This is a genomic window from Halocella sp. SP3-1 (genome assembly GCF_003953885.1).
GTDB classification, from domain to species: Bacteria; Bacillota; Halanaerobiia; order Halanaerobiales; family DTU029; genus Iocasia; species Iocasia fonsfrigidae.
The window spans coordinates 606,427-630,929 of sequence record NZ_CP032760.1 but is presented as its reverse complement, the minus strand read 5'-3'; the positions used below and the strand labels follow the sequence as shown (position 1 = coordinate 630,929).

20 protein-coding genes, 1 pseudogene, 1 riboswitch and 1 other annotated feature are annotated in these 24,503 nt (G+C 32.3%); all 21 genes and pseudogenes read right to left on the bottom strand.

Features of this window, described 5'->3' with window-relative positions; genetic code table 11:
- Window positions 1-162: 162 nt before the first annotated feature.
- Entirely contained in the window at window positions 163-1,005 is an 843-nt protein-coding gene (locus tag D7D81_RS02970; RefSeq protein WP_125987170.1) for a carbohydrate ABC transporter permease, read from the bottom strand.
- Between the two features lie 12 nt (window positions 1,006-1,017).
- Window positions 1,018-1,893 carry a carbohydrate ABC transporter permease gene (locus D7D81_RS02965; RefSeq protein WP_286170379.1) on the bottom strand — a complete coding sequence of 292 codons (876 nt, stop codon included), beginning with the start codon at window positions 1,891-1,893 and terminating at the stop codon, window positions 1,018-1,020.
- 74 nt (window positions 1,894-1,967) lie between these two features.
- A complete protein-coding gene (locus D7D81_RS02960) occupies window positions 1,968-3,242 on the bottom strand; it encodes an ABC transporter substrate-binding protein (protein ID WP_164522093.1) in 1,275 nt (424 codons plus the stop codon).
- A gap of 22 nt (window positions 3,243-3,264) precedes the next feature.
- Complete coding sequence (locus D7D81_RS02955) at window positions 3,265-4,095, bottom strand: fructoselysine 6-kinase (RefSeq protein WP_164522092.1); 831 nt, start codon at window positions 4,093-4,095, stop codon at window positions 3,265-3,267.
- A gap of 110 nt (window positions 4,096-4,205) precedes the next feature.
- Window positions 4,206-4,940: a GntR family transcriptional regulator gene (locus D7D81_RS02950; RefSeq protein WP_125987162.1), complete on the bottom strand. Its 735-nt coding sequence runs from the start codon at window positions 4,938-4,940 to the stop codon at window positions 4,206-4,208.
- 123 nt (window positions 4,941-5,063) lie between these two features.
- Entirely contained in the window at window positions 5,064-5,834 is a 771-nt protein-coding gene (locus tag D7D81_RS02945) for a glycerophosphodiester phosphodiesterase (protein WP_125987160.1), read from the bottom strand.
- A 273-nt stretch (window positions 5,835-6,107) separates the two neighbouring features.
- Window positions 6,108-7,376: a serine--tRNA ligase gene (gene serS / locus D7D81_RS02940; RefSeq protein WP_125987158.1), complete on the bottom strand. Its 1,269-nt coding sequence runs from the start codon at window positions 7,374-7,376 to the stop codon at window positions 6,108-6,110.
- A gap of 56 nt (window positions 7,377-7,432) precedes the next feature.
- Window positions 7,433-7,659: a binding site (T-box leader), on the bottom strand.
- 158 nt (window positions 7,660-7,817) lie between these two features.
- Window positions 7,818-8,867, bottom strand: a complete 1,050-nt coding sequence (locus D7D81_RS02935) for an NAD(P)-dependent alcohol dehydrogenase (protein WP_353622108.1) — start codon at window positions 8,865-8,867, stop codon at window positions 7,818-7,820.
- 158 nt (window positions 8,868-9,025) lie between these two features.
- A complete protein-coding gene (locus D7D81_RS02930; protein ID WP_353622107.1) occupies window positions 9,026-9,955 on the bottom strand; it encodes a sugar ABC transporter substrate-binding protein in 930 nt (309 codons plus the stop codon).
- A gap of 106 nt (window positions 9,956-10,061) precedes the next feature.
- Window positions 10,062-11,042 (bottom strand): ABC transporter permease, encoded by a 981-nt coding sequence (locus D7D81_RS02925; RefSeq protein ID WP_125987156.1) that lies wholly within the window; start codon window positions 11,040-11,042, stop codon window positions 10,062-10,064.
- Between the two features lie 16 nt (window positions 11,043-11,058).
- The gene (locus tag D7D81_RS02920) at window positions 11,059-12,555 is read right to left on the bottom strand and encodes a sugar ABC transporter ATP-binding protein (protein ID WP_125987154.1); all 1,497 of its coding nucleotides are present in this window, start codon (window positions 12,553-12,555) and stop codon (window positions 11,059-11,061) included.
- A 256-nt stretch (window positions 12,556-12,811) separates the two neighbouring features.
- Entirely contained in the window at window positions 12,812-12,946 is a 135-nt protein-coding gene (locus D7D81_RS20000) for a hypothetical protein (protein ID WP_286170128.1), read from the bottom strand.
- A gap of 124 nt (window positions 12,947-13,070) precedes the next feature.
- Complete coding sequence (locus D7D81_RS02915; RefSeq protein ID WP_125987152.1) at window positions 13,071-14,663, bottom strand: response regulator transcription factor; 1,593 nt, start codon at window positions 14,661-14,663, stop codon at window positions 13,071-13,073.
- A 60-nt stretch (window positions 14,664-14,723) separates the two neighbouring features.
- A complete protein-coding gene (locus D7D81_RS02910; RefSeq protein ID WP_125987150.1) occupies window positions 14,724-16,451 on the bottom strand; it encodes a sensor histidine kinase in 1,728 nt (575 codons plus the stop codon).
- A 23-nt stretch (window positions 16,452-16,474) separates the two neighbouring features.
- On the bottom strand, window positions 16,475-17,947 hold the full coding sequence (locus D7D81_RS02905) for an extracellular solute-binding protein (protein WP_125987148.1): 1,473 nt from the start codon (window positions 17,945-17,947) through the stop codon (window positions 16,475-16,477).
- Between the two features lie 588 nt (window positions 17,948-18,535).
- The gene (gene thiM / locus D7D81_RS02900) at window positions 18,536-19,351 is read right to left on the bottom strand and encodes a hydroxyethylthiazole kinase (protein WP_125987146.1); all 816 of its coding nucleotides are present in this window, start codon (window positions 19,349-19,351) and stop codon (window positions 18,536-18,538) included.
- A gap of 1 nt (window position 19,352) precedes the next feature.
- Window positions 19,353-20,177 (bottom strand): bifunctional hydroxymethylpyrimidine kinase/phosphomethylpyrimidine kinase, encoded by an 825-nt coding sequence (gene thiD / locus D7D81_RS02895; RefSeq protein ID WP_125987144.1) that lies wholly within the window; start codon window positions 20,175-20,177, stop codon window positions 19,353-19,355.
- Window positions 20,177-20,671 (bottom strand): energy coupling factor transporter S component ThiW, encoded by a 495-nt coding sequence (thiW, locus tag D7D81_RS02890; RefSeq protein WP_205739320.1) that lies wholly within the window; start codon window positions 20,669-20,671, stop codon window positions 20,177-20,179. The genes thiD and thiW overlap by 1 nt, the downstream gene beginning before the upstream one ends.
- Window positions 20,672-20,706: 35 nt before the next feature.
- Window positions 20,707-21,992 (bottom strand): annotated as a pseudogene (gene thiC, locus D7D81_RS02885) (phosphomethylpyrimidine synthase ThiC).
- Window positions 21,993-22,017: 25 nt separating this feature from the next.
- Window positions 22,018-22,653 (bottom strand): thiamine phosphate synthase, encoded by a 636-nt coding sequence (gene thiE / locus D7D81_RS02880; RefSeq protein ID WP_125991867.1) that lies wholly within the window; start codon window positions 22,651-22,653, stop codon window positions 22,018-22,020.
- Window positions 22,654-22,745: 92 nt separating this feature from the next.
- Window positions 22,746-22,835: riboswitch (TPP riboswitch) on the bottom strand.
- A 455-nt stretch (window positions 22,836-23,290) separates the two neighbouring features.
- Window positions 23,291-24,499, bottom strand: a complete 1,209-nt coding sequence (locus D7D81_RS02875; protein WP_125987142.1) for a M20 metallopeptidase family protein — start codon at window positions 24,497-24,499, stop codon at window positions 23,291-23,293.
- Window positions 24,500-24,503: the final 4 nt, after the last annotated feature.

Genomic DNA, 24,503 nt, shown 5'->3' with positions numbered 1-24,503 from the left:
TTGACATTTAAGTTTAGTTAATTAAACTGATATGAAACATAAGTACACATGAATACAATTACACCCCCCTAATTTTGTGGTCTTCTGGGATATCCCAGTATATTGACAAAAAATATACTACCATTTTAGTGTTTTTTAGTATTCAACTTTTCCCATATTTTTTTATCCTTTAACACTACCTGCAGTTAGACCCCTAACAAAATATTTCTGTAATAATAAGAAAATAACGACCATTGGAATGGCAGCAATAACAATACCAGCCATCAAAGAAGAATAATCTGTCTGCAAAGCACTCTGGAAGTTCGTTAAACCTACTGGTATAGTCATTAGTGATTTATCATCAATAAACACCAATCCAAACAAAAACTCGTTCCAGATTAACCTACTAGATACTATAACTGCTGTTGCAATGATTGGTTTACTTATTGGTAGCACTATTCTAAAAAAAACGGAAAATGTATTACATCCATCAAGATAGGCTGATTCTTCAATTTCCTTTGGGAATGATAAAAAATATGCTCTCATTAAAAATACTACAAATGGCAGTTGAAAACCTACATACGGTAATATTAAAGCCAAGTATGTGTTATAAATATTCAAATTATTTAACAATTGATACAAAGGAAGTAAGGCAACCTGAGGAGATAATAATAGCCCTGCTAAGATAGTATAAAAAATTATTTTTTTCCCTTTAAAATTAAATCTTGTCAAAGCATAAGAACAACTGGCAGCAATAAAAACTGTTAAAAAAACTGAAATAGTGGTAACAATAATACTATTTAAGAAATACTGGGATAATCCCCTTTGCCAGGCAGTTACATAATTTTTAAAAAGTAGCTTTTGGGGAAAATTTAAAGGGGACGAAAAAAAATCTGCATTTGATTTTAATGAACTAATCACTACCCAGAACATTGGTAAGAGAGTTATCAGAACCAATATAGATAAAAATATTAGTATTAAGGTTTTTTTAAACGTAAATTTAGAATTATTTTTCAACGTATGCATAATTATGCCTCCTCAATTCTCACTGCCTCCTATTTTAATTTGAATTATAGATGCTATAAATGTAATAATAAATATTATTGCTGCTATTGCAGCTGCATACCCCATTTTATCGTGAAAAAATGCAGTCTCATACATATAAGTTCCTAATACATGACTGGAACCATAAGGCGCACCTCTTGTTGTTACAAACACTTCAGCAAAAAGTTTAAAAGCACCTATTACAGTAATTACTGAAGCTACCAAAAGCATTTCCCTTATTTGTGGAATAGTTACATAGATAGCCTTCTGAAAAAAATTAGCCCCATCTAAATCAGCACTCTCATATAATTCAACTGGTATTCTCTGGATAGCTACAATTAATAACATTGCTATATATCCAGTCCACTGCCATTGACTCATCGCAATTATTGCAAATATTGCAGTTTTCGGGTTACCAAGCCAGGCAAAATCAAAATTTCTACCTATAAATATTTCAATTACTGAGTTTAATAATCCTAAGGTAGGATTATATATAAAGTAAAAGGCTAAACCTACAGCAGTAATAGCTATAACAGAAGGAATAAAATAAATAGTGCGAAAAAATTGTTTTGCTTTATTGCTTAAAAATTTGCTTTCTACAAAGATAGCAATCATTAAACCAAAACCCACTTGACAAGTTAATGAAATTACAGCATACCAGCAATTATTAATTATGGCTGTATAAAATACATCATCATTAAAAATGTCTAGATAGTTTTTTAGTCCCAGGAATTCAGTATTAACACTATAACTATTCATTCTAAAAAAACTAAAATAAAAATTTTGGATTATTGGGATATAGACAAAAATTCCAATAAAGATTAAAGTAGGTGCTAGAAATACCCAAGGAATATATTTTCCCCTTTTCACTGCCAACTCACTCCCCTCTATAAATTACTGTGAAATAGTATTAATACTATTTCACAGTAATTACAAAACATATACTAGTTCAACTCTTGCCTTACTTCTTTTGTTTTATCTCTGATTTTCTTCATAGTTTTTTCAGGTGTTGTAACTCCATCAGTTAACTTCTGTAGTTCTTCTCTAGCAACAGCCCATATTTCGGAGTGAAGCGCCGAATCAAACCAGTTAACTAATCTTTCAGTATTAAGCACTAATTTTGAAGAATTATATATAGCATCATTTACTTCTCCTTTTTCTACAACATTTTTAATCCCATTAATAAAACCAGTTTCTTTAGCTTCTAATTTCCCTACTTTTTTGCTGGTTAAATATTTGAGGAACTTTATAGCCTCAACTGGATGTTTTGTATTTGAAGAAACCACAAAACCCTCGGGGTATCCCACTAGATAATCAGGACCTCCTTTTCCATCCTCCGGGAAAGGCATCTTAAATATATTATATTTTTCTTGAAATACTATGTCCTCTCTTGCTCTCATTATTTCAGGCACTTCAATTATTTCTATATACATCATAGCTGCCCCACCATTTAGGAAATTAGCCCTAGCTTGGTTATGGGTAATAGCATTTGGACTAGAATTGAAATATGGTACCAATTCTTGATAATCGTTTAGTGCTTCAACATATCCCGGGTCTTCAAATGTCCCTGTAGTAGGATCCAGGTCTTTTTGATAAACATCATATGGAACATGGTAAGCATTTAGCTGCCCAATGTAATGAGAAATTGGCCAGGAGTGTAAATTACCAAAAGCAATCGGAGTAATACCAGCCTCTTTTATTTTTTTACAGATTTCAATTAATTCACTAAAGTTTTCAGGCTCTTTAACCCCAACTTCTTTAAATATCTCTTTGTTATAAACAAATACCTTTCCATCCATACGGTAAGGTGCACCATAAATTCGACCATTATATTTAAACGGTTCAAGGATAGATGGGACAAAATCACCTTGCCAACCATCTTCCATATATTTTGTTAAATCAAGCACCTTGTCTTCCCGAATAAAACGATTTGTGAATTCACCAGGCCAAGTAAAGAAAACATCAGGTGCATTATCAGTGCCTAAAACAATTTTAATCTTTTCCTTATATGGATTATTTGATATAGCAGTTACTTTAACATCTATATTGGGATTCTCCTTCTCAAAATTCTTTGCTATTTCTGCTAAAAATTCGTTATCCGGACTCCGTGTCCATCTATGCATGAAATTTAAATGTACTATATCCTGGGCCACAACTACACTAGTAAAAATTACAGTAAAAGCTAATACAATTAAAAATAACCCTACTCTTCTTCTCAATTTAAATCTCTCCTTAGTTAATTTAGTTGATTTTTTTGCCTTCTCCAAAAGCCCCATTTACCAAACAAGTCTCAGCAGCAAATTTAGCTGCCCTAGCAAGCGATTTTTTTATCACCTCCACTGAAAAATTAGATTTCGACATATAATCCATCAGAAAAGATGTAAGAAAAGAATCCCCTGCACCAAGTGTATCTAAAGGAACAACTTTGTGAGCACTTTGGTAAAAATACTCATTTTGGTAATACAGATATGCACCTTGTTCTCCCCTTGTTGCCAGGGCAAAATCACACCCCAATTCAACTACAGTTTTCAGTTTATTTTTAGTCTCATTTACAGATATATTACTGCAAGATATTATTCCAAAATCAATTTTAGGACATATTTCTTTTAAATAATGCTCACTTATGTTGCTTGAAAAATCAAAAGAAATAGGCACATTTAATTTTTTTAATTTCTCTAAGCTCTCTTCAATATTGCTGAAACAGCTTGTATGAATTAAATCAAAATGACCTAAATATTCCAAATCTTTTTGAAATACTTTAAAACTATTCTCATATAATACTCCACCCTTATTACCACCAACAAAGACCCTCTCTCCATCATCTAAATTGACTTCTGCATAACCAGTTTCTCCTTTATATACCCGACAATGGGAAATATCAATCTTATATTTTTTTAAAGTCTTTATAATATGTGCACCAGGCTCATCATCACCTAATATACCCATGTATGCTGAATCAAAACCCAGCTTTTTAGCATATACGCTAAAATTTAAAGCATTTCCACCAGGGAACATCTCGTTTAAATCTAAATACTTATCTACTACACTATCACCAAGTCCTATGACTTTCATAACCATTACCTCCAAAATTAAATTTAATTTATTGGGATTGTGGGCTACCCCTCTAAAAAATCAAAAAAATCTCCTCCAAAATATTAACCCTAATTACAACCTTATAGTCATTAATTTGATTTCAAATCAATTATAAATTCAAATTTATCTGTGCGATACTTAGCAATATTATATTCAAAAGGAATTTCTTCACTTGTATAAGAAGTTGCTTTTTTGACAAGAAGAGGGGTATTTAATTTCAAATTTAATATTTCAGATTCTTTTTCACCTGAAATACGTATGTTATACACACCCTTTGAACGAGCAGGTTTTATATTATACTTATGATTTAAAACATTATAAAGAGATCTATTTAAATCCTCAATCTCTATATTTTCAAATAAATATAAAGGAAGATAAGTTTCTTCCAACATCACAGGTTCCCCTTTAACATACCTAACTCTTTTTAAAAATAAAACATCACTACCTTCAACTAACTCTAATTTACTTGATAGATTTTCTTCAGACTTAATGATTTTCTTGTCAATAACTGATGTTTTAATATCAAAGCCAAATCGCTTGATAAATTGTGTAGTACCTTCAAGATTTTGAATATTCATGATCAGCTTTTTATCAGCAACGAAAATCCCCTTACCAGATTTTTTTTCACAGAGGCCTTCCATTATTAAACCTCTCATTGCTTTTCTAATAGTAACCCTGCTAACTCCTAGATTTGAACTTAATTCTCTTTCTGTTGGCAACTGCTCTCCAGGCTTTATCTTAACTTTTTCAATTGCTTTTCTAATCTGCTTTTGTATTTGAAAATATATAGGAATATGACTATTTTTATTTATACTAATTTTCATAAATACAGCTCCATTTTGATGTAGCAGTGGGGTATCCCACCTAATTTAATATAATTTTATCAAAATCATTTATTATTGTCAAGAAATTATTTAAAATAACAATTCCAAAAAATGGTCCTTGTCTTATACTCTCTTATATATTGCAATTTTATTGATCTTCCTACGAACTTTCAAGGCTAAATCCGGTTTATTAGTAATAATACCATCAATTTTATATTTAAATAGCCCCGTCAAATGTTTTTCCTTATCTACTGTGTAGGTATTTATAGCAATAGATTTCTCTCTGCATTTTTCTACCAAATGGGGGTTATTATAAACAATATGAAATTCAGGATGTAAAGCAGCAGCCCCCAGATATTCAGCATATAACCAGGGATCAATAATATTAGAAACATAAAGTAAACCAATCTCTGCTTTTTCTTCAATTTCTTTTATTACTTTTAAACACTGATGATTAAAAGAAGAAAATATTACCCTATCCCCTAGGTTATTTTCTTTTACTATATCAATGAGTTTCTCTTCAATACCAGGATAAATAACAATACCACTTTTTATTTCGATATTTAATAAACCTGTCCACTTTTTTCTATCCAGGAGTTTAATAACCTCTTCTAAAGTAGGTATTTTAGTTTGACAAAAATTCATGTTAAACCAGCTGCCGAAATCGAAATTCTTTAGTTCTGCCAGAGTTAAATCTTTAACAAAGCCTGTACCATTACTGGTCCGATCTATCCTTTCATCATGAATAACAACAACTTCCCTATCCTTACTGAGATGAACATCCAGCTCCAGACCATCAACACCCATATCCACCGCTTTTTCAAAAGAAGTAAGTGTATTTTCAGGTGCATAAGCAGCTGCACCACGATGGGCAATTACCTTTATTTTCTCCATAAAATCCCCCACCTTAATTTAATTTTGAATGAACAAAATGGCTACGCCACCCAGACTTAATCAAAACATCAACTTTCTTAACTCAAACTATTTATTACCCATAGTTAATCAGCAAACTATTAACCAGACAAATATATTTGTCGGCCTTTAAAGTTATCCACAATTTTAAAATTGCATAATTTCCCTAATCATCTAATCATACTATATTAGCCTCTAAAAAAGATTACATCCTACTAGCTCAACTACAGCTGTAGAAATGTAATCATTTTAAAGCTATTTAATAATGTCAATACCCATGTATGGTCTTAATACCTCTGGAACGGTAACAGTCCCATCTTCATTTTGATAATTCTCTAGAATAGCTGCTACTGTTCTGCCGACTGCCAGACCAGAACCGTTAAGCGTATGAACAAATTCAGTCCTGGCCTTTGGTGCAGGCCTATACCTTATACCTGCCCGTCTGGCCTGAAAATCCTCAAAATTACTGCAGGAAGATATCTCTCGATAGGTATTATAGGCTGGCATCCAGACCTCTATATCATAGGTCTTGGCTGAAGAAAAAGTAAGGTCACCAGTACAAAGGATTACTACCCGGTAAGGCAGCCCCAGTTCCTGGAGTATCTCTTCCGCATTTTGTGTTATTTTCTCTAGTTCATTATATGATTCCACAGACTCTACAAACTTTACCATCTCTACCTTATTAAATTGATGCTGTCTGATGATCCCCCTGGTATCCCTACCGTGTGCTCCTGCCTCTGCCCGGAAACAGGCACTATATGCTACATGATTTATGGGTAATTCATCAGCACTAAGAATTTCTTGACGATACATATTGGTAACAGGCACTTCAGCAGTAGGAATCAGGTAATAATCCAGCTCCTCAAGTTTAAACATATCTTCGGCAAACTTGGGGAGTTGGCCGGTACCTGTAGCACTATCAGCATTGGCAATAAAGGGAGGAAATACCTCTGTATAGCCGTGTTCCTTAACATGAAAATCCAGCATGAAATTAATCAGGCTCCTCTCCAGCCTGGCACCTGCCCCTTTAAGGAAAGTAAACCGTGCCCCTGTTACCTTTGACGCCCGCTCAAAATCCAGAATATCCAGTTCCTCTCCCAGGTCCCAGTGGGCTTTATATTCAAAATCAAACTCCCTTGGTTCCCCCCATTTCCTTACCTCTACATTATCATCCTCATCCTTTCCAAAAGGTACACTTTCATGAGGTATATTTGGTATCCCAAGGAGTATACTGGATAAACTATCTTCTATCTCATTTAACCTCTCATCATAGTCTTTTATCTTATTAGAAACTTCCTTCATTTCAGAGATTATCTCACTGGCCTCTTCCCCTGCCCTTTTTAACTTCCCTATCTGAGCAGAAACAGTGTTCCGCTTATGTTTTAACTGTTCGGCCTCATAAAGAATCTCTCTCCTCTCCTCATCCAGTTTAATAAATTCATCTAAGGAAATATCCTTTCCCCTCTTTTTCAGTGCTTCTGCCACTACCTCTGTATTCTCACGAACAAACCTTAAATCTAACATATTACATCCCCCTTCTAGTTTTTTAATATAACTAAAATTAAAAAACTCCCCATCCCTGAAGGGACGAGGAGTTAACTTCCCGCGGTGCCACCCTTATGATCCCATCGCTTACAATATACTATAGGACCACTCAGCTGTTGTAACGGACAGACCCGGATATAACTACTCTACTTTCACTATATCACTCCCAGGTGGATTCAGCAGTCTGCTGGCTAATTTTCACCTACCATTAGCTCTCTTTTTTCAGCAAAACATACCTAATATTCCTGTTCAATGATTTAATTATATTTCGATTTTTATATTGTTTACTATTATAATATATTTATTTATTAAATTCAATCCCTTTCCATAAAATTAATCAAATTCTACAATGAAAAACTTAAGTTAATTAAAAAATCGTGGATCCTAAATATTATTTTCAAATTATTATTTTTTCTATGGTTATTCATTCATATCAATAACAATTTTAACAGTCTTATCTTTGTTTTCTATATTATAATCAAAAGCTTCCTTAATTTCTAAGAATCCAAAAGTGTCAGTAACTATCTGTTTTATATCTATTAAATCACTCCCAACAGCTTTAATAGCAGAAGGATAAATATTTCTATATCTAAACACAGTATTGATAAGTACTTCTTTAGCTTGTAATTTTCCAAAATCAAATTTGAATACTGGGTCTGCGGCCATTCCTACAAGCACAATTTTACCACCGCGTTTAACGAGTTCAACAGTCTGCTGTGCTGTGATTTTACTTCCTGCAGTATCTATAACTAGATCAACACCCTGTCCATCTGTCATCTTCATGACCTCTTCTACAGCATTAACTTTCTTTGCATTAAATACTTCAGTAGCACCAATTTCTCTAGCTTTATTTAATCTTAAATCTATCAAATCAGCCATATAAACTTCTTTGATACCTCTCGCCATAAGAGCCATTAATGTAGCTAATCCTATACACCCTGCCCCTAATACCACTGCTGTATCTCCAATTTTAGCATCAGCTTGATTGGCAGCATGAAAACCAACTGATAAAGGCTCAATAAGAGCACCTTCAACAGTATCCATTCCTTCAGGAAGTTTAAAACACATATTTTCTGGATAAGCTAAATATTCTGCAAAGGCTCCATCATACGGTGGAGTTGCTAAAAATTCTACATCTGGACAAAGATTATATCTTCCTGTTTTACAGAATTCACATATACCACAGGGAATACCTGGCTCTAAAGTAATATAATCTCCTACTTCCAGTTTTTCAGTATTTTTTCCTGTCTTAACAACTCTACCTGCAGATTCATGACCAAGTACTATCGGGTCTTTAACAATAAAATCACCGATTCTACCATGTTCATAATAATGCAGATCTGAACCACATAATCCAACATGTTCTATTTTTACAAGAACTTCATTATCTTTTATCTCAGGTATATTTCTTTCTATAATTTCCATTTTACCCGGCTCTGGCATTAAAGCTACTTTCATTTTATCCATTATAAATCTCCCTTTCTTATACTATTTTTAGGAAATATTGTCATTTACAATTAAGCACAACCAAGTATATAATCTTATATACTCAGGTGTGCTTTTGATATTGTATTACAATAACTTTTAAACTAAATCTATCTATTTAAAACGATAATCTCTAATAATTATTAGAGATTACCTGCCTCTTTGTGCATTTCAAGATATTCATCTACATTTTCCTGTGTAACTAATGGATTACTAATATCTGTATGAATCTCAATTACTTCATTAGTTAAAAGAAGATTAGAAGCCCATAATAGTTTTTCAGCCAAAGCGTAGGCACTCTGCATAGTAGTAGAAGTCATTTTTCCTTCCTTAATTAATAAACAAGCCTCAGCAGTACCATCTACACCATATGCCAGAATATCTTCGAACTGTGAATCATTTTTAACAACTTCTAAAGCCCCAGCTGCCATATTATCATTCATTGAGATTATAGCATCAATTTTATCATTAGACATAACCCAGTCTTCCATATATCTCATAGCTTCACCTTTATTCCAGTTAGCAATTTGTTCACCAACAATTTCTACATCAGGACGTTTTTTAAAAAATTCTTGTTCCCAGGCTTTGCGTCTTTCAGAAGCATGGAAGTTTCCTGGAGGTCCGTTTAATACAACTACATTGGCATTTTGAGGTATTTGCTCAACTGCTTTACGGGCATTAACTGCTGCCTGAGCATATGGATTAGCATCAACAGAAGAAGCACCTTCAATACCTTCAATGCGGGCGTTAGTTGTTATCAATTCTATTCCTGCTTCAACTACTTTTTCAGCATATGGTCTCTGAGCTTCTCCATTATTAGGCTGAATAATTACTAAATCAAACTGATTAGTAATTGAATTTTCAATTAAAGAATTCTGTTTGGCATCAGAAGCCTGGCCATCAAATACTTTAACCTCAATATTCTTATATTTTTCAGCTTCTTTTTCCACTGAGTTAGCTAACCAGGCTGCAAAAGAATCCCCCTGGGCTCTAGCTATATAAGCTATTTTATAATTTTCCTGTGCCATAACACTTATACCACCAACTGCCAATACACTAAAAACTAAAATCATCATCATAATTAAACCTTTTTTCAATATAATTCCCTCCTCATTTTTTTTATTAAAACGGCACTAGCCATTTCAACCAATAAAACATAATTCACTTTAGTAATAAGATTTACTCCTCTTTTACCTTAGCTAATTTACTTTTGATCTTTACATTCTTAGAATAAGTATCATATATTACTGCCAGAGCTATAATTGCACCGCGAATAATTTGTTGTAAGTATGAATTAACCCCTGAGAGATTCATTATATTATTTAAAGTTCCTACTATAAAAGCCCCTATAACAGTCCCCCCAGCTGTACCAATACCACCAGAAAAACTTGTTCCACCAATGATAGATGAGGTCAAGGCTTCAAACTCAAATCCCTGAGCTCCATTTGGAAGACCAGCATTAACACGAGACATAAAAATTACACCTGCTATACCAACAAAAACACCATTAATAATAAACGCTATCATTTTATTTTTATTTACATCAATTCCAGAGGCAATAGAAGCTTCCTCATTTCCCCCAATTGAATAAAGAGACCTTCCAAGTCTTGTATGTTTAAGAATATACCAAGTAAGTAGACCAATTAATACTAAAAATATAATTGGAGTAGGAATAACTCCGATTGATCCTTGTCCAAATACTGTATACTCTCCTATCTGATAAATATTCTGTCCATTTGTATATAATAAAGCTGCACCACGTGCCATAGCCAGCATAGCAAGTGTAGCTATAAATGGAGGGGTTTTAAATTTAGTAACCATAATGCCACTCAAAATATTACAAAAAACAGCTACAGCAATTGCTATAATAAACGCTATTAATAATGAGCCTGTCATTTTAAATACAGAAACAGATAATAAACCTGATAAAGCAAGCACCGAACCCGAAGAAAGGTCTAACATTCCAGAAATAATTAATATTGTTTCTCCAAAAGCTAAAATAGTTGTTATGGAAATTTGTCTTGATATATTAGTTATATTTCTTATAGTTAAGAAATTGCCATTTATAAATGAAGCAACTGTAATAAGTAATATCAAAACTAAAAGTATTCCATATTTTTGTTTTAATTTAGAAAAATTCCTATCTAAATCTAATTTCACGCTATCACCACTCTTTCTATGATTTTAATCCTACAGCCAGTTTCATTATTGCTTTTTGAGAAAATTCTTCTCTTTTAAGTTCACCGGTTATTGTCCCTCCTGACATTACATATATTCTGTCACACATACCAATTAACTCTGGTAATTCTGATGAAACCATTACAATTCCTTTTCCCTGTTTAGCCAAAGATATCATTAATTTATAAATTTCGTATTTTGCCCCCACATCAATACCTCTGGTAGGTTCATCTAGAAGATAAACATCAGGATCATTAACCATCCATTTGGCTAAAACCACTTTCTGCTGGTTACCCCCACTTAAAGTATTAATATCTGTTTCTATAGTAGGAGTTTTAATATTCATCTTAGAACACATATCTTTTACAACCTGCTTTTCTTCTTTGGCATGTAATCTACCATTATAAATAAACTCTTCCAGTTTTGATAAAGTAATGTTTTCTCTAACACTGCGGACAGGAATTATCCCATATCTCCGTCTATCTTCAGAAAGCATAACCAGCCCATTATCTATACTGTCACAAGTATTTGTAACTTTAATTTCTTTGCCTTTTATTTTAATAATACCTGAATCATAAGGATCTAACCCAAATAAAGCTTGCATTACTTCTGTACGTCCAGCTCCAACTAAACCAGCAAAACCAATAATTTCTCCTCTATGAACATCAAAGTTAATATCCCTTATAACTCCTTGTCTATTTAAATTTTTTACTTCAAGTATTTTTTTGCCAATTTCAACACCTTCTTTTGGAAAACTTTGAGCAAGTTTTCTACCTACCATAAGAGAAACAACCTGATCCTGATCTAATTCATCAGCTGGTTTTGTATCTACTACCTGTCCATCTCTTAAGACAGTAATTTCATCAGCTATTTTAAATATTTCATCCATTTTATGAGAAATATAGATAATACTTTTTCCCCGTTCTCTAAGAGAAGATATTTTATTAAAAAGCACTTCTGTCTCTTTTTCACTTATTGCAGAAGTAGGTTCATCCATTATAATTATATCGGCATCATAAGAAATAGCTTTTGTAATTTCTAACAGCTGTATATCAGATATAGAAAGCATTTTTAATTTAGTTTCAAGATTATAATCAAGTCCTTCTTCTTTCAGTAAATTTTTTGCCTTTTTCCTTACTTCTTTCCAATTCACCTTGCCCAATTTATTTGTAGGCCAATTACCAGCTATAAAATTTTCTTCAACAGTCATTTCTGGAACAAAATTTAATTCCTGGAAAATCATCGAAATTCCATATTCTTTTGCTTCAATTGGATTATCTATTTCTACTAGCTCACCATCAATATATATATTACCTTTATCCTGCTGATAAACCCCATTAATTATCTTCATTAATGTTGATTTACCAGCACCATTTTCACCGCATAATACATGAACAGAACCTTCTTGAACAGAAAAGGTGATATCATCCAGTGCTTTTACCCCAGGAAAAGATTTTTCTATATTTTCTATCTTCAGTTTTACTTTATCTCCCATAGTACACCTCCCCAATTTGATTTTTGATACATATTATCTTGAGTTACTGTGTATTAAGTATAATTTTATTTTACTGTCAAATAAATGAATTCAATTATTCCACTTATATAGAATATTACTTGTAACTTTCTTAAAAATATTTTTATTCTGTTTTTTTGTTATATTTTAATATTTAATTATATTATTTTAATTTATTAACTGTTTTAAGCATCTTTTAAATACAAAAAACGCTGCACCTACAAAGGTTAAGCGTTTTTTAATCTAATTTCTTATTTAAGCGTCTTGCATAATTGATTGTTCCCATCCAAAAACTCCGCAACGAATTTAGTATCAGCCAATTATGGTCTGTTCTAAACTCCCTACGGTCAAACAATAGAACAGCCTCTTTCATAATTGCCTTTACTAAATTCTGCTCCGTTTTAATCGTCTGGATAACAATTCAATTATGTAAAAGGTCCATTATGAAAGAGCCTTATTTAATTAATTTATTATAACCATCATAATAAAATATTAAATCATAAGTTGTTTTTCTTTTTATATTCTGTAACAGTCATCCCTGTTATTTTTTTAAAAACTTTACTAAAATAATATTGATTTGAAAATCCCACTTTTTCGTATAATTCTTTTATTCTATAATCTTTTTTCAAAAGCATTTTCTTAGCTTTTTCTATTTTAACTTTATTGATATATAAAGAAGTATTTTCACCAGTCTCTTCTTTAAAAATATTACATAAATAATTTTTAGACATATGCAGACCATCAGCTATATTTTCTAATGATATTTGTTTATCATAATTACTTTGAATATAGTTTAAAGCACGACTAACAATGAATTTAGAATTATCATACCTGCAATTATCTATCTCTACAATAACCGCAGTAATTAAATCATAAAATAGTTCTATTACACTATCTAAATCTTTAAATTGCATGACCCTATAATGATAATATTCGAAATGCTTTATCTTTTTATTATCTTTAAAAACTACTTCATAATTATCAAAAATATCAGCAATCAAATTAGAATAAAATATTTTTACAATCATGGGCTCAATATTATTATCTTCAAAAAAACTTTTTACTTTCTTATTTAAAATCTCTATCTGCTTTAAATTTTTCTCCCCAATAAAATTTATAAACTTTTGATTATATTGCTTTTTTAAATCAAAAATATTTAATCTATTAAATTTTATCTCAGAACTTTCTTTAATGAAAGTTTTATGAAAATCTTTATAAAATAATATATTAGTTTTTTCAATTAAAAACTTATACCTCGAAGAAATTGCTTCTATATTTTCAAAAAGATTCGTGTGAAAAATCTTAACAAAAACACCAAAATATTGCTGTGCAGCATTACTTATTGAATTCAAAATATTTTTTAATTTATTTTTATTAAGTCCGGGAGAAGACAACAACAAAGTATAATCATTTGATTCATTGTTATAAATAAAATTAATATTTTGGCTTGAAAGTTGATCAAAAATTATATTTGCAATTGCATTGTTTACTTTCTGAAGATTTTCCTTTTCCTTTTTTTCTTGAACTAAGAGATCATTCATAATAATACTTACTAAACCAAAAACAGTATTGGAAACTGCAAAATCTAATTCTTTACATCGCTTTTTTATTTTAGAATTTATATCAAAATTATTCTTTAACATATCATTAAATAATGATCTTTTTAAAGAATCACGTGTAATTTCTGTCTTTTTTGTCTTAGCTATATTTTTTTTATCAATTTTTTCTTTAATACCTGACATTAATTCTATTAGTTCCTCATCTTCTACTTCTGATTTTAAAATATAGTCATCGGCACCAAGTTTTAAAGCCTTTCTGGCATAAGAAAAATCATCATAAACAGTTAAAACCAGAATTATAACTTTTTTATTTTCTTTTCTAATTTTCTCAATCATTGATAATCCATTTTCCTTTGGCATTTTAATATCTGTTATAATAACATCTGGTTGGTGTTTTTTATACTGTGCATATCCCTGTTCACCATCAGAAGCATCAGCAACAACAGTAAATCCTATCTTTTGCCAATCAATAGTAGTTTTAAGGCCAACCCTGACAAGTACTTCATCATCTATAATTAGAACCTTGTACATAAATACTTCCTCCTAATCACCAAAATTTATTAACTTTCTCCATTTTATAAATAACAATGTTTATTTGATTGGTAAAATTAAGATCACTTTTGTACCCTGACCTAATTTAGATTTTATTTTAACACCATATTCCTTTCCAAAATAAAGTTTTAACCGTCTATCAATATTATTTAGACCCACTTTTGTAAATTTATTTCTATCAGATTCTGTAGTAAGAATTTTCTTTAAGGTTTCATTATCTATACCTGGACCATTATCAATTATTTCAATAATTATCTTATCATTATTTTTAAATATTTTTATGATAATATTTAACTCTACCTGGTCATTTTCCATCCCATAAATAATAGAATTTTCTACTACAGGCTGTAAGATAAACTTAGGAACCATTTGATCAAGACAGTCTTCTTCCATATTAAAATTAACAATTATTGATTCATTAAACCTAAGTCTATGAATAAACAAATAATTTTTGACATATTCTATTTCTTCTCCTAAAGTAATCATATCTTTACCCAAATTGGTACTTATTCTTAACAATTTTACAAGTGCTGTAATAGCTTTACTTACACTTTCATTACCATTTATTTTGGCCATCCATTTAATTGTATTTAGAGTGTTATGAAGAAAGTGCGGATTTATCTGAGCATGTAGAGCCTCCAGTTCGACCTCCTTTTTTTCTCTTTCTTCTTTAATTAATTTATTAATTAAATTCTGCATTTCGTCTATCATATTATTTAGGCTATCACCCAGTTGACCTATTTCATCATTACAATTAACATCCATTCTAACAGTTAAATCTCCTTTTTCAACTTTCTCTATTACTCCCATCATTCTAAACATTGGCTTTGTATAACGAAAAGAAAAAATTATCATAAATAAAATAATTAAAAATCCATAAAATATCCCTACATAAATGATATAGTTTTGAATACGGTTAATTTCTTTATAAAGATAATCTGTTGAAATAGTTTTTATGATTTTCCAACCACTATTTTCTATTGTGGAATATATTGCAAGCTTATCAGTTTTATTTTTATATTCTACATAACCACTATTATTTTCAGAAACCTGAGCAGCATAAGGTTTATCACTAATAAAACTCCCTATTCTATTTTTATCAGGATGACTTATAATTTTTCCTTCTTTATCACAGATAAAAATTTCTCCATTATTTTCTTCCCTTATATTTGAATATGCCTGTTCTAAAATCACTTCATCAAGGTCAATCAAAAGAAAACCATAATTTTTAAGTGTATTAAAATCAATAATTTTTCGAGCCAAAGTAAAATAATATTTTTCAAATTTACCTGCCAGAATTTCAACCTCAACATTTTGCGTTGAAATCCAAACAGGCTCACCAGAAGACTCTAAAAGGTTGTGAGTAATTTCTCTACTAAAATTATTTCTATTTGCACCAATCAAATAAGTTTTTTCTCCAAGTATAAGTCGAATGGATTCTATATCAGCTCTAGTTGTAATAAAACTTCTCAATTTAGAGTTATAATCATTTTCATTTAATCCACTAGAATCCTTTACCATTTTGAGTAGTTCTTCATTTGATATAATTACAGTAGAAAATTTTTGAATATCTTTAAAAACAAAATTTATTTTTTCAGCCGTTTCATAAACAGACTCAATAGCAGTTTCTGTATATTTATGAATTATTACATCTTTTACATTATGAGAATAAATAATAGCTATAATTATAATAGGAACACCTATCAGAAAAATTGTTATAATTCCTAGTTTAACCCGCAAAGAATTGAAAAATTTAATTTGTTTCACAAAACTTCCTCCATTTTAGCTAATTACTTTATTTCATTCAATTCCTTAAATATCTTTCCACTTATTATTTTACTATCTATATTTTTCTCTACCATTTCATGTAAATTACTAACAAGGATCTTCTCGACCTGGTAAAAATTCTTAAGTTTAGGCCTCAAATAAATATTCTCTTTTTCCCAGGCCTTTAACACTGCTTTAATATGTTTATAAGAAATATTTTTTTTCTCTTCTGCATTTGGCTCATTTAGATATTCTCGAATTTCATTATCACCTTTATAAGCAGATTTTCTTATTGGCATACTACCACCTTCAGGATGTTTTAAAATCTTAAGTTGCATATTTTTAGAGGTGGCCCATACAATATAAAGCCAGGCAGCCTCCTTTTCCTTTTTACTAATATATTTATTTATTCCAATACCCGAACCACCATAAATATTTGCACTTCTTTCATCACCAGAAGGTAAAATAGCATATCCAACTTTGCCTCTAACCTTTGATTGCTCATTTTCTATATATGTGCTATTTTCATCCCAATTTACCATCATAGCTATTTCACCATTTCTAAAAGCATTAGCTGTATCGGTCCAATTCCAGTTAATACTCTCTGGGGAGGAAGCTTTTACTACCTCTTTATAAATATCAAGTGCCTGAATAAAATCACTATCTAAAGTATTAATTACACTGAAATTATCCAGACCAAGTGTATTAATATTTTCGTCACTAAAGTAATCTCCACCATAAGCAGAGAGTATATTAGAAAATTCGCAAAAAATGGAGTTATGTTTTTGGGCCATTTGGCCACTTCCATATTTTACTTCTTCATCAGGGATATTATTATCTATCCATCTTGCTACTTCACTATATTTCTCCCAGGTAAAGTCTTCACTATCAGGCCTCCAATTATAGCCCTTATCTTCAAAAAAATCATCTTTATATTTATTAAAAATATCTTTTCTATAATATAAAATCATTGTTGTACTATCAAAAGGAATTGTATAAATATTTTCTTTCTCCTTAAAATATGAATCTACTAAAATCTGAGTGCTAAAAAAATCTTCAGGAAAACCCTTTATATTTGGTGTATCAAAATTATTAATATAAGGATTAAGAATTTCAAGATGTGTATAAAACCTGTTTAAAGTCTGATAAGGATCAACATAAATTATTTGATATTCACCTGCTTGAGATAAAAGATCTAAATTAACTTTTTGAATTAACGTATCATAATCCATAGCTCTTATCTTGATATTTATCCCTGTTAATCTGGAAAAGGTTTCACTTTCATGAGATAAAATATTAGCATTAATATTGTTTTCAACAATAAAATTAAGGGTAATCCCTTTGAATTTTTTCATATTATAATTGCTTGGAATTTCTAAATTTTCAAAATTAGTACCTTTAAATAATTTGTTGTTTATTGTAATTATATCAGAATCAGCAGTTTTCTGTTCAAGAGAAGTCTGATGAGAACAAGCTGATACAAATATTAATGTCATTATTATAATTATAATAGAAATTACATTCCGTTCCCTCACTAATAAGTGTCTCCTTTCATTAACAACTATTTATTATTAAGATTGAAAAATCAAAATATTTATTTCATCTTAAAAATAGTTTTAAATAAACTCAATTCTTATCTCAAACAACTATAAATCTTTAATTCTTTATCTCAAATTTATATCCTGCTCTCCAAATTCATATTCTTAATATATGATAAATATATCTTAATATAATATAAACTACTTACTTACATTTATCCAACAAAATAAATTTAAACTTTTATAATAAATCTAATTAAAAATCATATTTGTTTAATCATTGTGTTAATAAAAAATAATTCCTCTAAATCAAATATTAGGATTTGCCCCTAAAATACAAAAAACCCGCCTTTCGACAGGTCTCTAAAAAAAAGCATCAGCCCTAAATAATGGTAAAGAGACTGAATTGAACATCCCTTCACATATCTTGTTTTCAATTTTACTAAATTAACCCTACTTTGTCAAAGGGGAGTCAGTTTTTGCCATTATATTTAATCTTTACCTAAATTTAATCCCCTTCCCAAAGACAAAATTAAATTACTCAAACTAGCTCTTAAAATTTATTTGAGCCAATTTTTTATACTTATTTTCATTAATATGATAAACTTCATCTATTAATTTATAACGCAGCATACCAGGGCCTGCTGACTGCCTGGCTGCTAACTGACCAGCAATCCCCATAGTTAAAACTCCCCCTACAGCAGCATAAAGACTACCTCCTTCTACGGCAGAGAAAGCCCCTATCAGTGATGCTGTCATACACCCTGTACCTGTTACCATAGCCAGTAAAGGGACACCATTATCAATGATTACTATACTTTGACCATCACTAATAAAATCCTGTTTCCCGGTAATAACCGTAATCGTATTATACTTCCAGGCCAACTCCCGTGCTGCTTCTCCAGCACCCCCCATAGTGTCTTCCGAATCAACTCCTTTTACACTGGTAGGTATATCTATAATTGATTTAATCTCAGCAAGATTCCCTTTGATTATATTAATCTTATAATCACTCAATAAACTGATAACTAATTCCTTTCTAATACTTATTGCCCCTGCCCCTACTGGATCAAGGATAACCGGAACATCTCTTTTATTAGCCAGTTCAACAGCCTTTAGGCAGACCTCTTCCTGTCCAGGAGATAATGAACCAATATTTAAGACCAAGGCATCAGCCATTTGAATTATTTCTTTTATTTCAGCAGAGTTATCAACCATAACAGGCGAAGCACCAATACTTAATGTTATATTTGCAGAATCGTTAGCTGTTATATAATTAGTTATATGATGTATTAAAGGTTTCTTTTCCCTGATTTTTTCCCTCTCATAAATAAGTTTATTTACAATTTTAGTACAATCCATATTATTCCCCTTTCTCCTTCCATAAATTATAAAAATGATTTGTAGGGCCAGCTCCTTCTCCAATGTTAAAACTATTCTGGATAGCCCCTGTAATATAATCTTTTGCCCTGGCTATTGATCTATCCATTTTAAAACCAAAGGCAAGATAAGCAGCTATTGCTGAAGAATAGGTACAGCCTGTCCCATGGATATTTCTAGTTTTAACCCTATCAGCCTGATACCTTAATAATGATTGACCATCATAATAAACATCAATAGCCTTAGTAGTCATTTTAGCTAAAGTCCTGTCAGTCAGATGACCACCTTTAAGCAGCACAGAACTACAACCCATTTTTGTTAGTTCCTCGACAGCCTTTTCCATATCTTTCAAAGTAATTACATCTCTTTCCAGTAATACAGAGGCTTCAGACAGATTTGGTGTTATAATATCAGCCAGTGGTATTAACTCCTTAATTAATGTAGAACGAGCTTCGACATCCAGAAGTTTACTACCACTCTCTGACATCATAACCGGGTCAAGGACTATATTCTTGACATCCCATTTTCTTAATTCCTCTACTATGACCTTAATTATCTCCCTATTTGAAACCATTCCTATCTTAACAGCATCAATTTGAATATCACTAAACACAGCATCTATTTGTTTAGCCACCATAGCAGGGGAAATATCCTCTACAGCAATTACCCCAGTGGTATTCTGGGCAGTAATAGAAGTAATAACACTCAAACCATAAACACCAAGTGCTGAAAAGGTCTTCAAATCAGCCTGAATACCTGCTCCACCACCAGAATCTGACCCGGCAATAGTTAAGGCTTTTTTAAGCATTATAATTCCTCCCAGTTAATATTTGGCAATACATTTCTAATTAATTTAACAAAGAAATATCCAATAATACCCCCTGGTACACTACTTAAAGCAAAAAGATAAATGAAAAACCAGATACTGCCTTCTGCATTAATTACAGGGGCAAATAAAAGTGCACTTAATGTTCCACCTATCAGGGCAGTACCCAGTGGCTCAGTAAATGCAGCATAATCTTTTTTGCCTATCTTATAAAAATAACCAACTACCAATCCCCCAAAAACACTCCCTGGAAAAGCAAAAATAGTTCCCGTTCCCAGTGAAACCCGCATAACAGCAGTAAAGAAACCTGCTACCACCGCATACCATGGCCCCAGTAAAATACCAGCAGTAGCATTAAGTGTATGTTGTAGCGGCATTATTTTAGTAGCACCAACAGGTATTGATGTCCCTGATAAAACTACCTCTAAAGCTATAAACAATCCGACAAAAGCAACTTTTTTTGTAGATACTTTCATAATGCTATTCATCACCTTTTTTTGATAATTGTTAATTACTTTTTCCGCAAAATCTCTTCAGTTATCTTCATAGCACAGAATTGACCACACATAGCACAGACATCCCGTTCTTCTGTATTATGCTCTTTCCTGAACTTTCTAGCTTTTTCCGGATCAATTGCTAGTTTTATCTGCTTTTCCCAGTCAAGTGCCTTCCGAGCTACTGCCATTTCTTTATTCCTCTTTAAGGCCTTTTTGTTACCCCTGGCTATATCAGCAGCATGTGCTGCTATTTTACTGGCAATAACACCTTCCTTAACATCACTTATAGTAGGAAGCCCCAGGTGTTCAGCTGGTGTAACATAACATAAGAAGTCAGCCCCTGCTGCAGCTGCCTTTGTCCCACCAATGGCAGCTACTATATGGTCATAACCAGGGGCAATATCCGTTACCAGTGGCCCCAACACATAAAAGGGAGCGCCTTTACATAATTCTTTTTCCAGTTTAATATTTACTTCAATCTGATCATATGGTACATGCCCCGGGCCCTCTACCATGGTTTGAACACCAACTTCTCTGGCCCTATCAACTAATTCCCCTAATACTAACAATTCATGGATCTGCCCCTGTCAGTAGCATCTGCCAGTGAACCAGGACGCAGTCCATCACCCAGACTAAGGGTTAATTCATATTGGCGAGCAATCTCCAGTAATCTATCATATTGTTCATAAAGGGGATTTTCCTGCTCATTATGCAGCATCCAGCCAGTGAGAAAAGAACCCCCACGGCTGACAACATCCGTTACTCTGCCTTCTTTCCTTAAGTGTTCTATACCCTCCCTGGTTAATCCACAGTGCACTGTAATAAAATCCACTCCTGACCCTGCCTGGGCTTCAATAGCTTTAAAGATATCATCGACAGTCATATCAACAATAGCCCTACCAGACTGTAGTGTTTCAACACCAGCCTGATAGATGGGAACTGTCCCTACTGGTATAGTACTATTTTCAATAACCGCTTGCCTGGTTTCAGAAATTTTATTACCGGTGCTGAGATCCATAACAGCATCCCCGCCATTTTTAATAACTGCTGTCAGTTTTTCCAATTCAACATCTATATCTGAATACTCTTCAGAAGTTCCAATATTGGCATTTATTTTAACAGACAAACCCTCACCTATTCCCCTCGGTTCCAATTTTTTATGACGAGGGTTACAGGGGATAACTATTGTTCCCTCTGCCAGTCCTTTTCTGATAAGTTCTACACTAACACCTTCATCCCTGGCCACCTTCTCCATTACAGCTGTAAATTTCCCTGCCTTTGCCTTTTCCATTAAAGTCATCATTATTAATCTCTCCCTTTAATCCTTATTTTTTTCCTAAACATTTGCGTAAACTCCTTATCTTTTCCCCTATATCTTCTGCTCCAACTATCTCTGAAATAAGGCAGATACACTCAGCGCCACTCTCCCGCACAGAGTCAATATTAGCCTCTGTAATACCACCAATTACCACAAAAGGAATCTTAATTTTATCTGCTACATCACGCAAATAATCTAATCCAAGTGGTGGTGAAGCATCTTCCTTGGTACTGGTTGAAAAAACAGGACCTACCCCTAGATAATCAGCACCAGCCCTGACACCCTTTTCTATCTCTTCAGGTGAATGGGTGGATAAGCCAATAATCATCTTATCACCAATAAGTCTTCGAACAACCTCAATTGGCAGATCACCCTGACCAATATGCACCCCATCAGCCTCTACAGCCAGAGCAAGGTCTATATGGTCATTAACAATAAACGTCACACCTCTCTCAGCTGTTAACTTTCTTATTTTTCGGCACTCTTCATATTTTCCCTTCATACTCTTGTTTTTTGCCCGGTACTGAATAATCTTTATATCAGCCCGTAGCAATTCATTTACCACTTCAATATTATCCCTGCCCTTAGAAAGACCCTCATCAGTAATACAATACAGATCTGTCCCTAAAATCCTATCTTTCAACAATTAAATCCCTCCTCAAATAATTTCCCAGGTAATAATAAAAAAAGCCATTAGTCCCTTACCTGAATAAGGAACTAATGGCTTACACATATCAAACCATATTATTACTTCCCTACGCCAGTATTAACTGGATCAGGTATAAGGGTATAATCTCAGCCTCAAGGGCACCCCTAGAAATCTATTTTATAATTTTTATTTAATTTTGAAATATATATTCCAAAGCTATCTACATTATGCCATTCTAAAAACAACATAATCCTTCATCTTATAGCATCTGCTCAAAAAATATTTATATATTAACTGTTAGATATTATATATCCCATCACTTAAACAGTACACCTTAACTTCGTTTCAGGATATATAATCCTAATTATTACTTTTCGAACACAATCTTATAATATCAAAAAGTGCATAATTAAGCAAGTTTTTATTTCTTTCTGTTCTATAATAGGGAATTACTTTAAGGTTAACCTATTAAACTTTAAGAACGATAGCCTACAACAAAACTATTAAAATTAGAACAAAGAATAATCTCTGGTACTTTAAAATATTTATCACCCAAAGTTATCTAGACTATCATAAAAACCAGACAAATATATTTGTCGGTCTTCAATCCACAACCTTAAAGTTTATAACTTTAAAGTTTCTTTTCCAGAAATTTATTACTTAATTGAAATACAAGATTAGTTAATATTTCTACACCCAGGGGAATAGCATCTTCATCAATATTGTGATATGAACTATGTTGGGGAGCAGTAATACCTTTTTCTATATTCCCGCTGCCAAGCAGAAAAAAACTACCCGGTACCTTTTCTAAAAAAAAGGCAAAATCCTCCCCACCCAGTGTGGGTTTTTGCAAAGTAATAACACTATCCTGACCTATTAAATCCCCTACAACTGATTTAATCTGTCTATTAATCTCAGGGGTATTTATTAATGGGGGGTACTCACGGCGGTAATCTAAAATATAAGTACAGCCTGTCCCCTGACAGATACCACTAATTATTTCTTCCATTCTCTTCTCAATCATATCCCTTAGCTCTGCTGAAAAACACCTGACTGTACCTTCCAGATTTACCTCATCAGCAATTATATTTCTCCGGTAACCACCATTAATCTTTCCTACTGTAATAACAGCTGCTTCTGTAGGAGCAACATTCCTGCTTACTATACTTTGTAAAGAATTAATCACCTGTGAAGCAGTTAAAATAGCATCAACCCCCTGATGGGGGCTAGCCCCATGAGCAGCTTTTCCTTTAATAATCAAATCAAATTCATCAACAGAAGCAAATTCTGCCCCATCACGAATACCAATTTTACCAACTGGTATATCCTGCCAGAGGTGCAACCCCAGTATTATGTCTACTTTAGGATTATCAAGAACCCCTTCTTCAATCATTGGCAGAGCACCACCTGGACCTTCTTCAGCAGGTTGAAAGATTAACTTCACCTGACCAGGTATATCCTCCTTAAAAGCAGATAAAACTTCTGCTACTCCAAGCAAAATTGCAATATGCCCATCATGGCCACAGGCATGCATTTTACCTTTATTCCTTGATATATAGGAAGACTTATTTTTTTCTGTAATAGATAAAGCATCCATATCAGCCCTGAGTCCAACTACCGGTTTTTCCTGTCTGCCTTTTATTAAACCAACAAGGCCTGTACCAGCAACACCTGTTTTTACTTCTATCCCTAAAGAACTTAATTCTTTTTCTATTATAGAGGCGGTTCTCTTCTCTTCAAAACCAAGTTCTGGATACATATGAATATCCCGTCTTATACTAATTAATTTATCCTTTATCTTATTTACAGTATTTTTAAGCTGTTTATTAGTAACTCCCATAATA

Coding starts and splice junctions, on each gene's coding strand:
- D7D81_RS02970 (WP_125987170.1), bottom strand. CDS start 1,005: ATGCATACGTTGAAAAATAATTCTAAATTTACGTTTAAAAAAACCTTA.
- D7D81_RS02955 (WP_164522092.1), bottom strand. CDS start 4,095: ATGAAAGTCATAGGACTTGGTGATAGTGTAGTAGATAAGTATTTAGAT.
- D7D81_RS02950 (WP_125987162.1), bottom strand. CDS start 4,940: ATGAAAATTAGTATAAATAAAAATAGTCATATTCCTATATATTTTCAA.
- D7D81_RS02945 (WP_125987160.1), bottom strand. CDS start 5,834: ATGGAGAAAATAAAGGTAATTGCCCATCGTGGTGCAGCTGCTTATGCA.
- serS (WP_125987158.1), bottom strand. CDS start 7,376: ATGTTAGATTTAAGGTTTGTTCGTGAGAATACAGAGGTAGTGGCAGAA.
- D7D81_RS02930 (WP_353622107.1), bottom strand. CDS start 9,955: ATGATTTTAGTTTTTAGTGTATTGGCAGTTGGTGGTATAAGTGTTATG.
- D7D81_RS02920 (WP_125987154.1), bottom strand. CDS start 12,555: ATGGGAGATAAAGTAAAACTGAAGATAGAAAATATAGAAAAATCTTTT.
- D7D81_RS20000 (WP_286170128.1), bottom strand. CDS start 12,946: ATGAAAGAGGCTGTTCTATTGTTTGACCGTAGGGAGTTTAGAACAGAC.
- D7D81_RS02915 (WP_125987152.1), bottom strand. CDS start 14,663: ATGTACAAGGTTCTAATTATAGATGATGAAGTACTTGTCAGGGTTGGC.
- D7D81_RS02905 (WP_125987148.1), bottom strand. CDS start 17,947: ATGACATTAATATTTGTATCAGCTTGTTCTCATCAGACTTCTCTTGAA.
- thiM (WP_125987146.1), bottom strand. CDS start 19,351: ATGGATTGTACTAAAATTGTAAATAAACTTATTTATGAGAGGGAAAAA.
- thiD (WP_125987144.1), bottom strand. CDS start 20,177: ATGCTTAAAAAAGCCTTAACTATTGCCGGGTCAGATTCTGGTGGTGGA.
- thiW (WP_205739320.1), bottom strand. CDS start 20,671: ATGAAAGTATCTACAAAAAAAGTTGCTTTTGTCGGATTGTTTATAGCT.
- D7D81_RS02875 (WP_125987142.1), bottom strand. CDS start 24,499: ATGGGAGTTACTAATAAACAGCTTAAAAATACTGTAAATAAGATAAAG.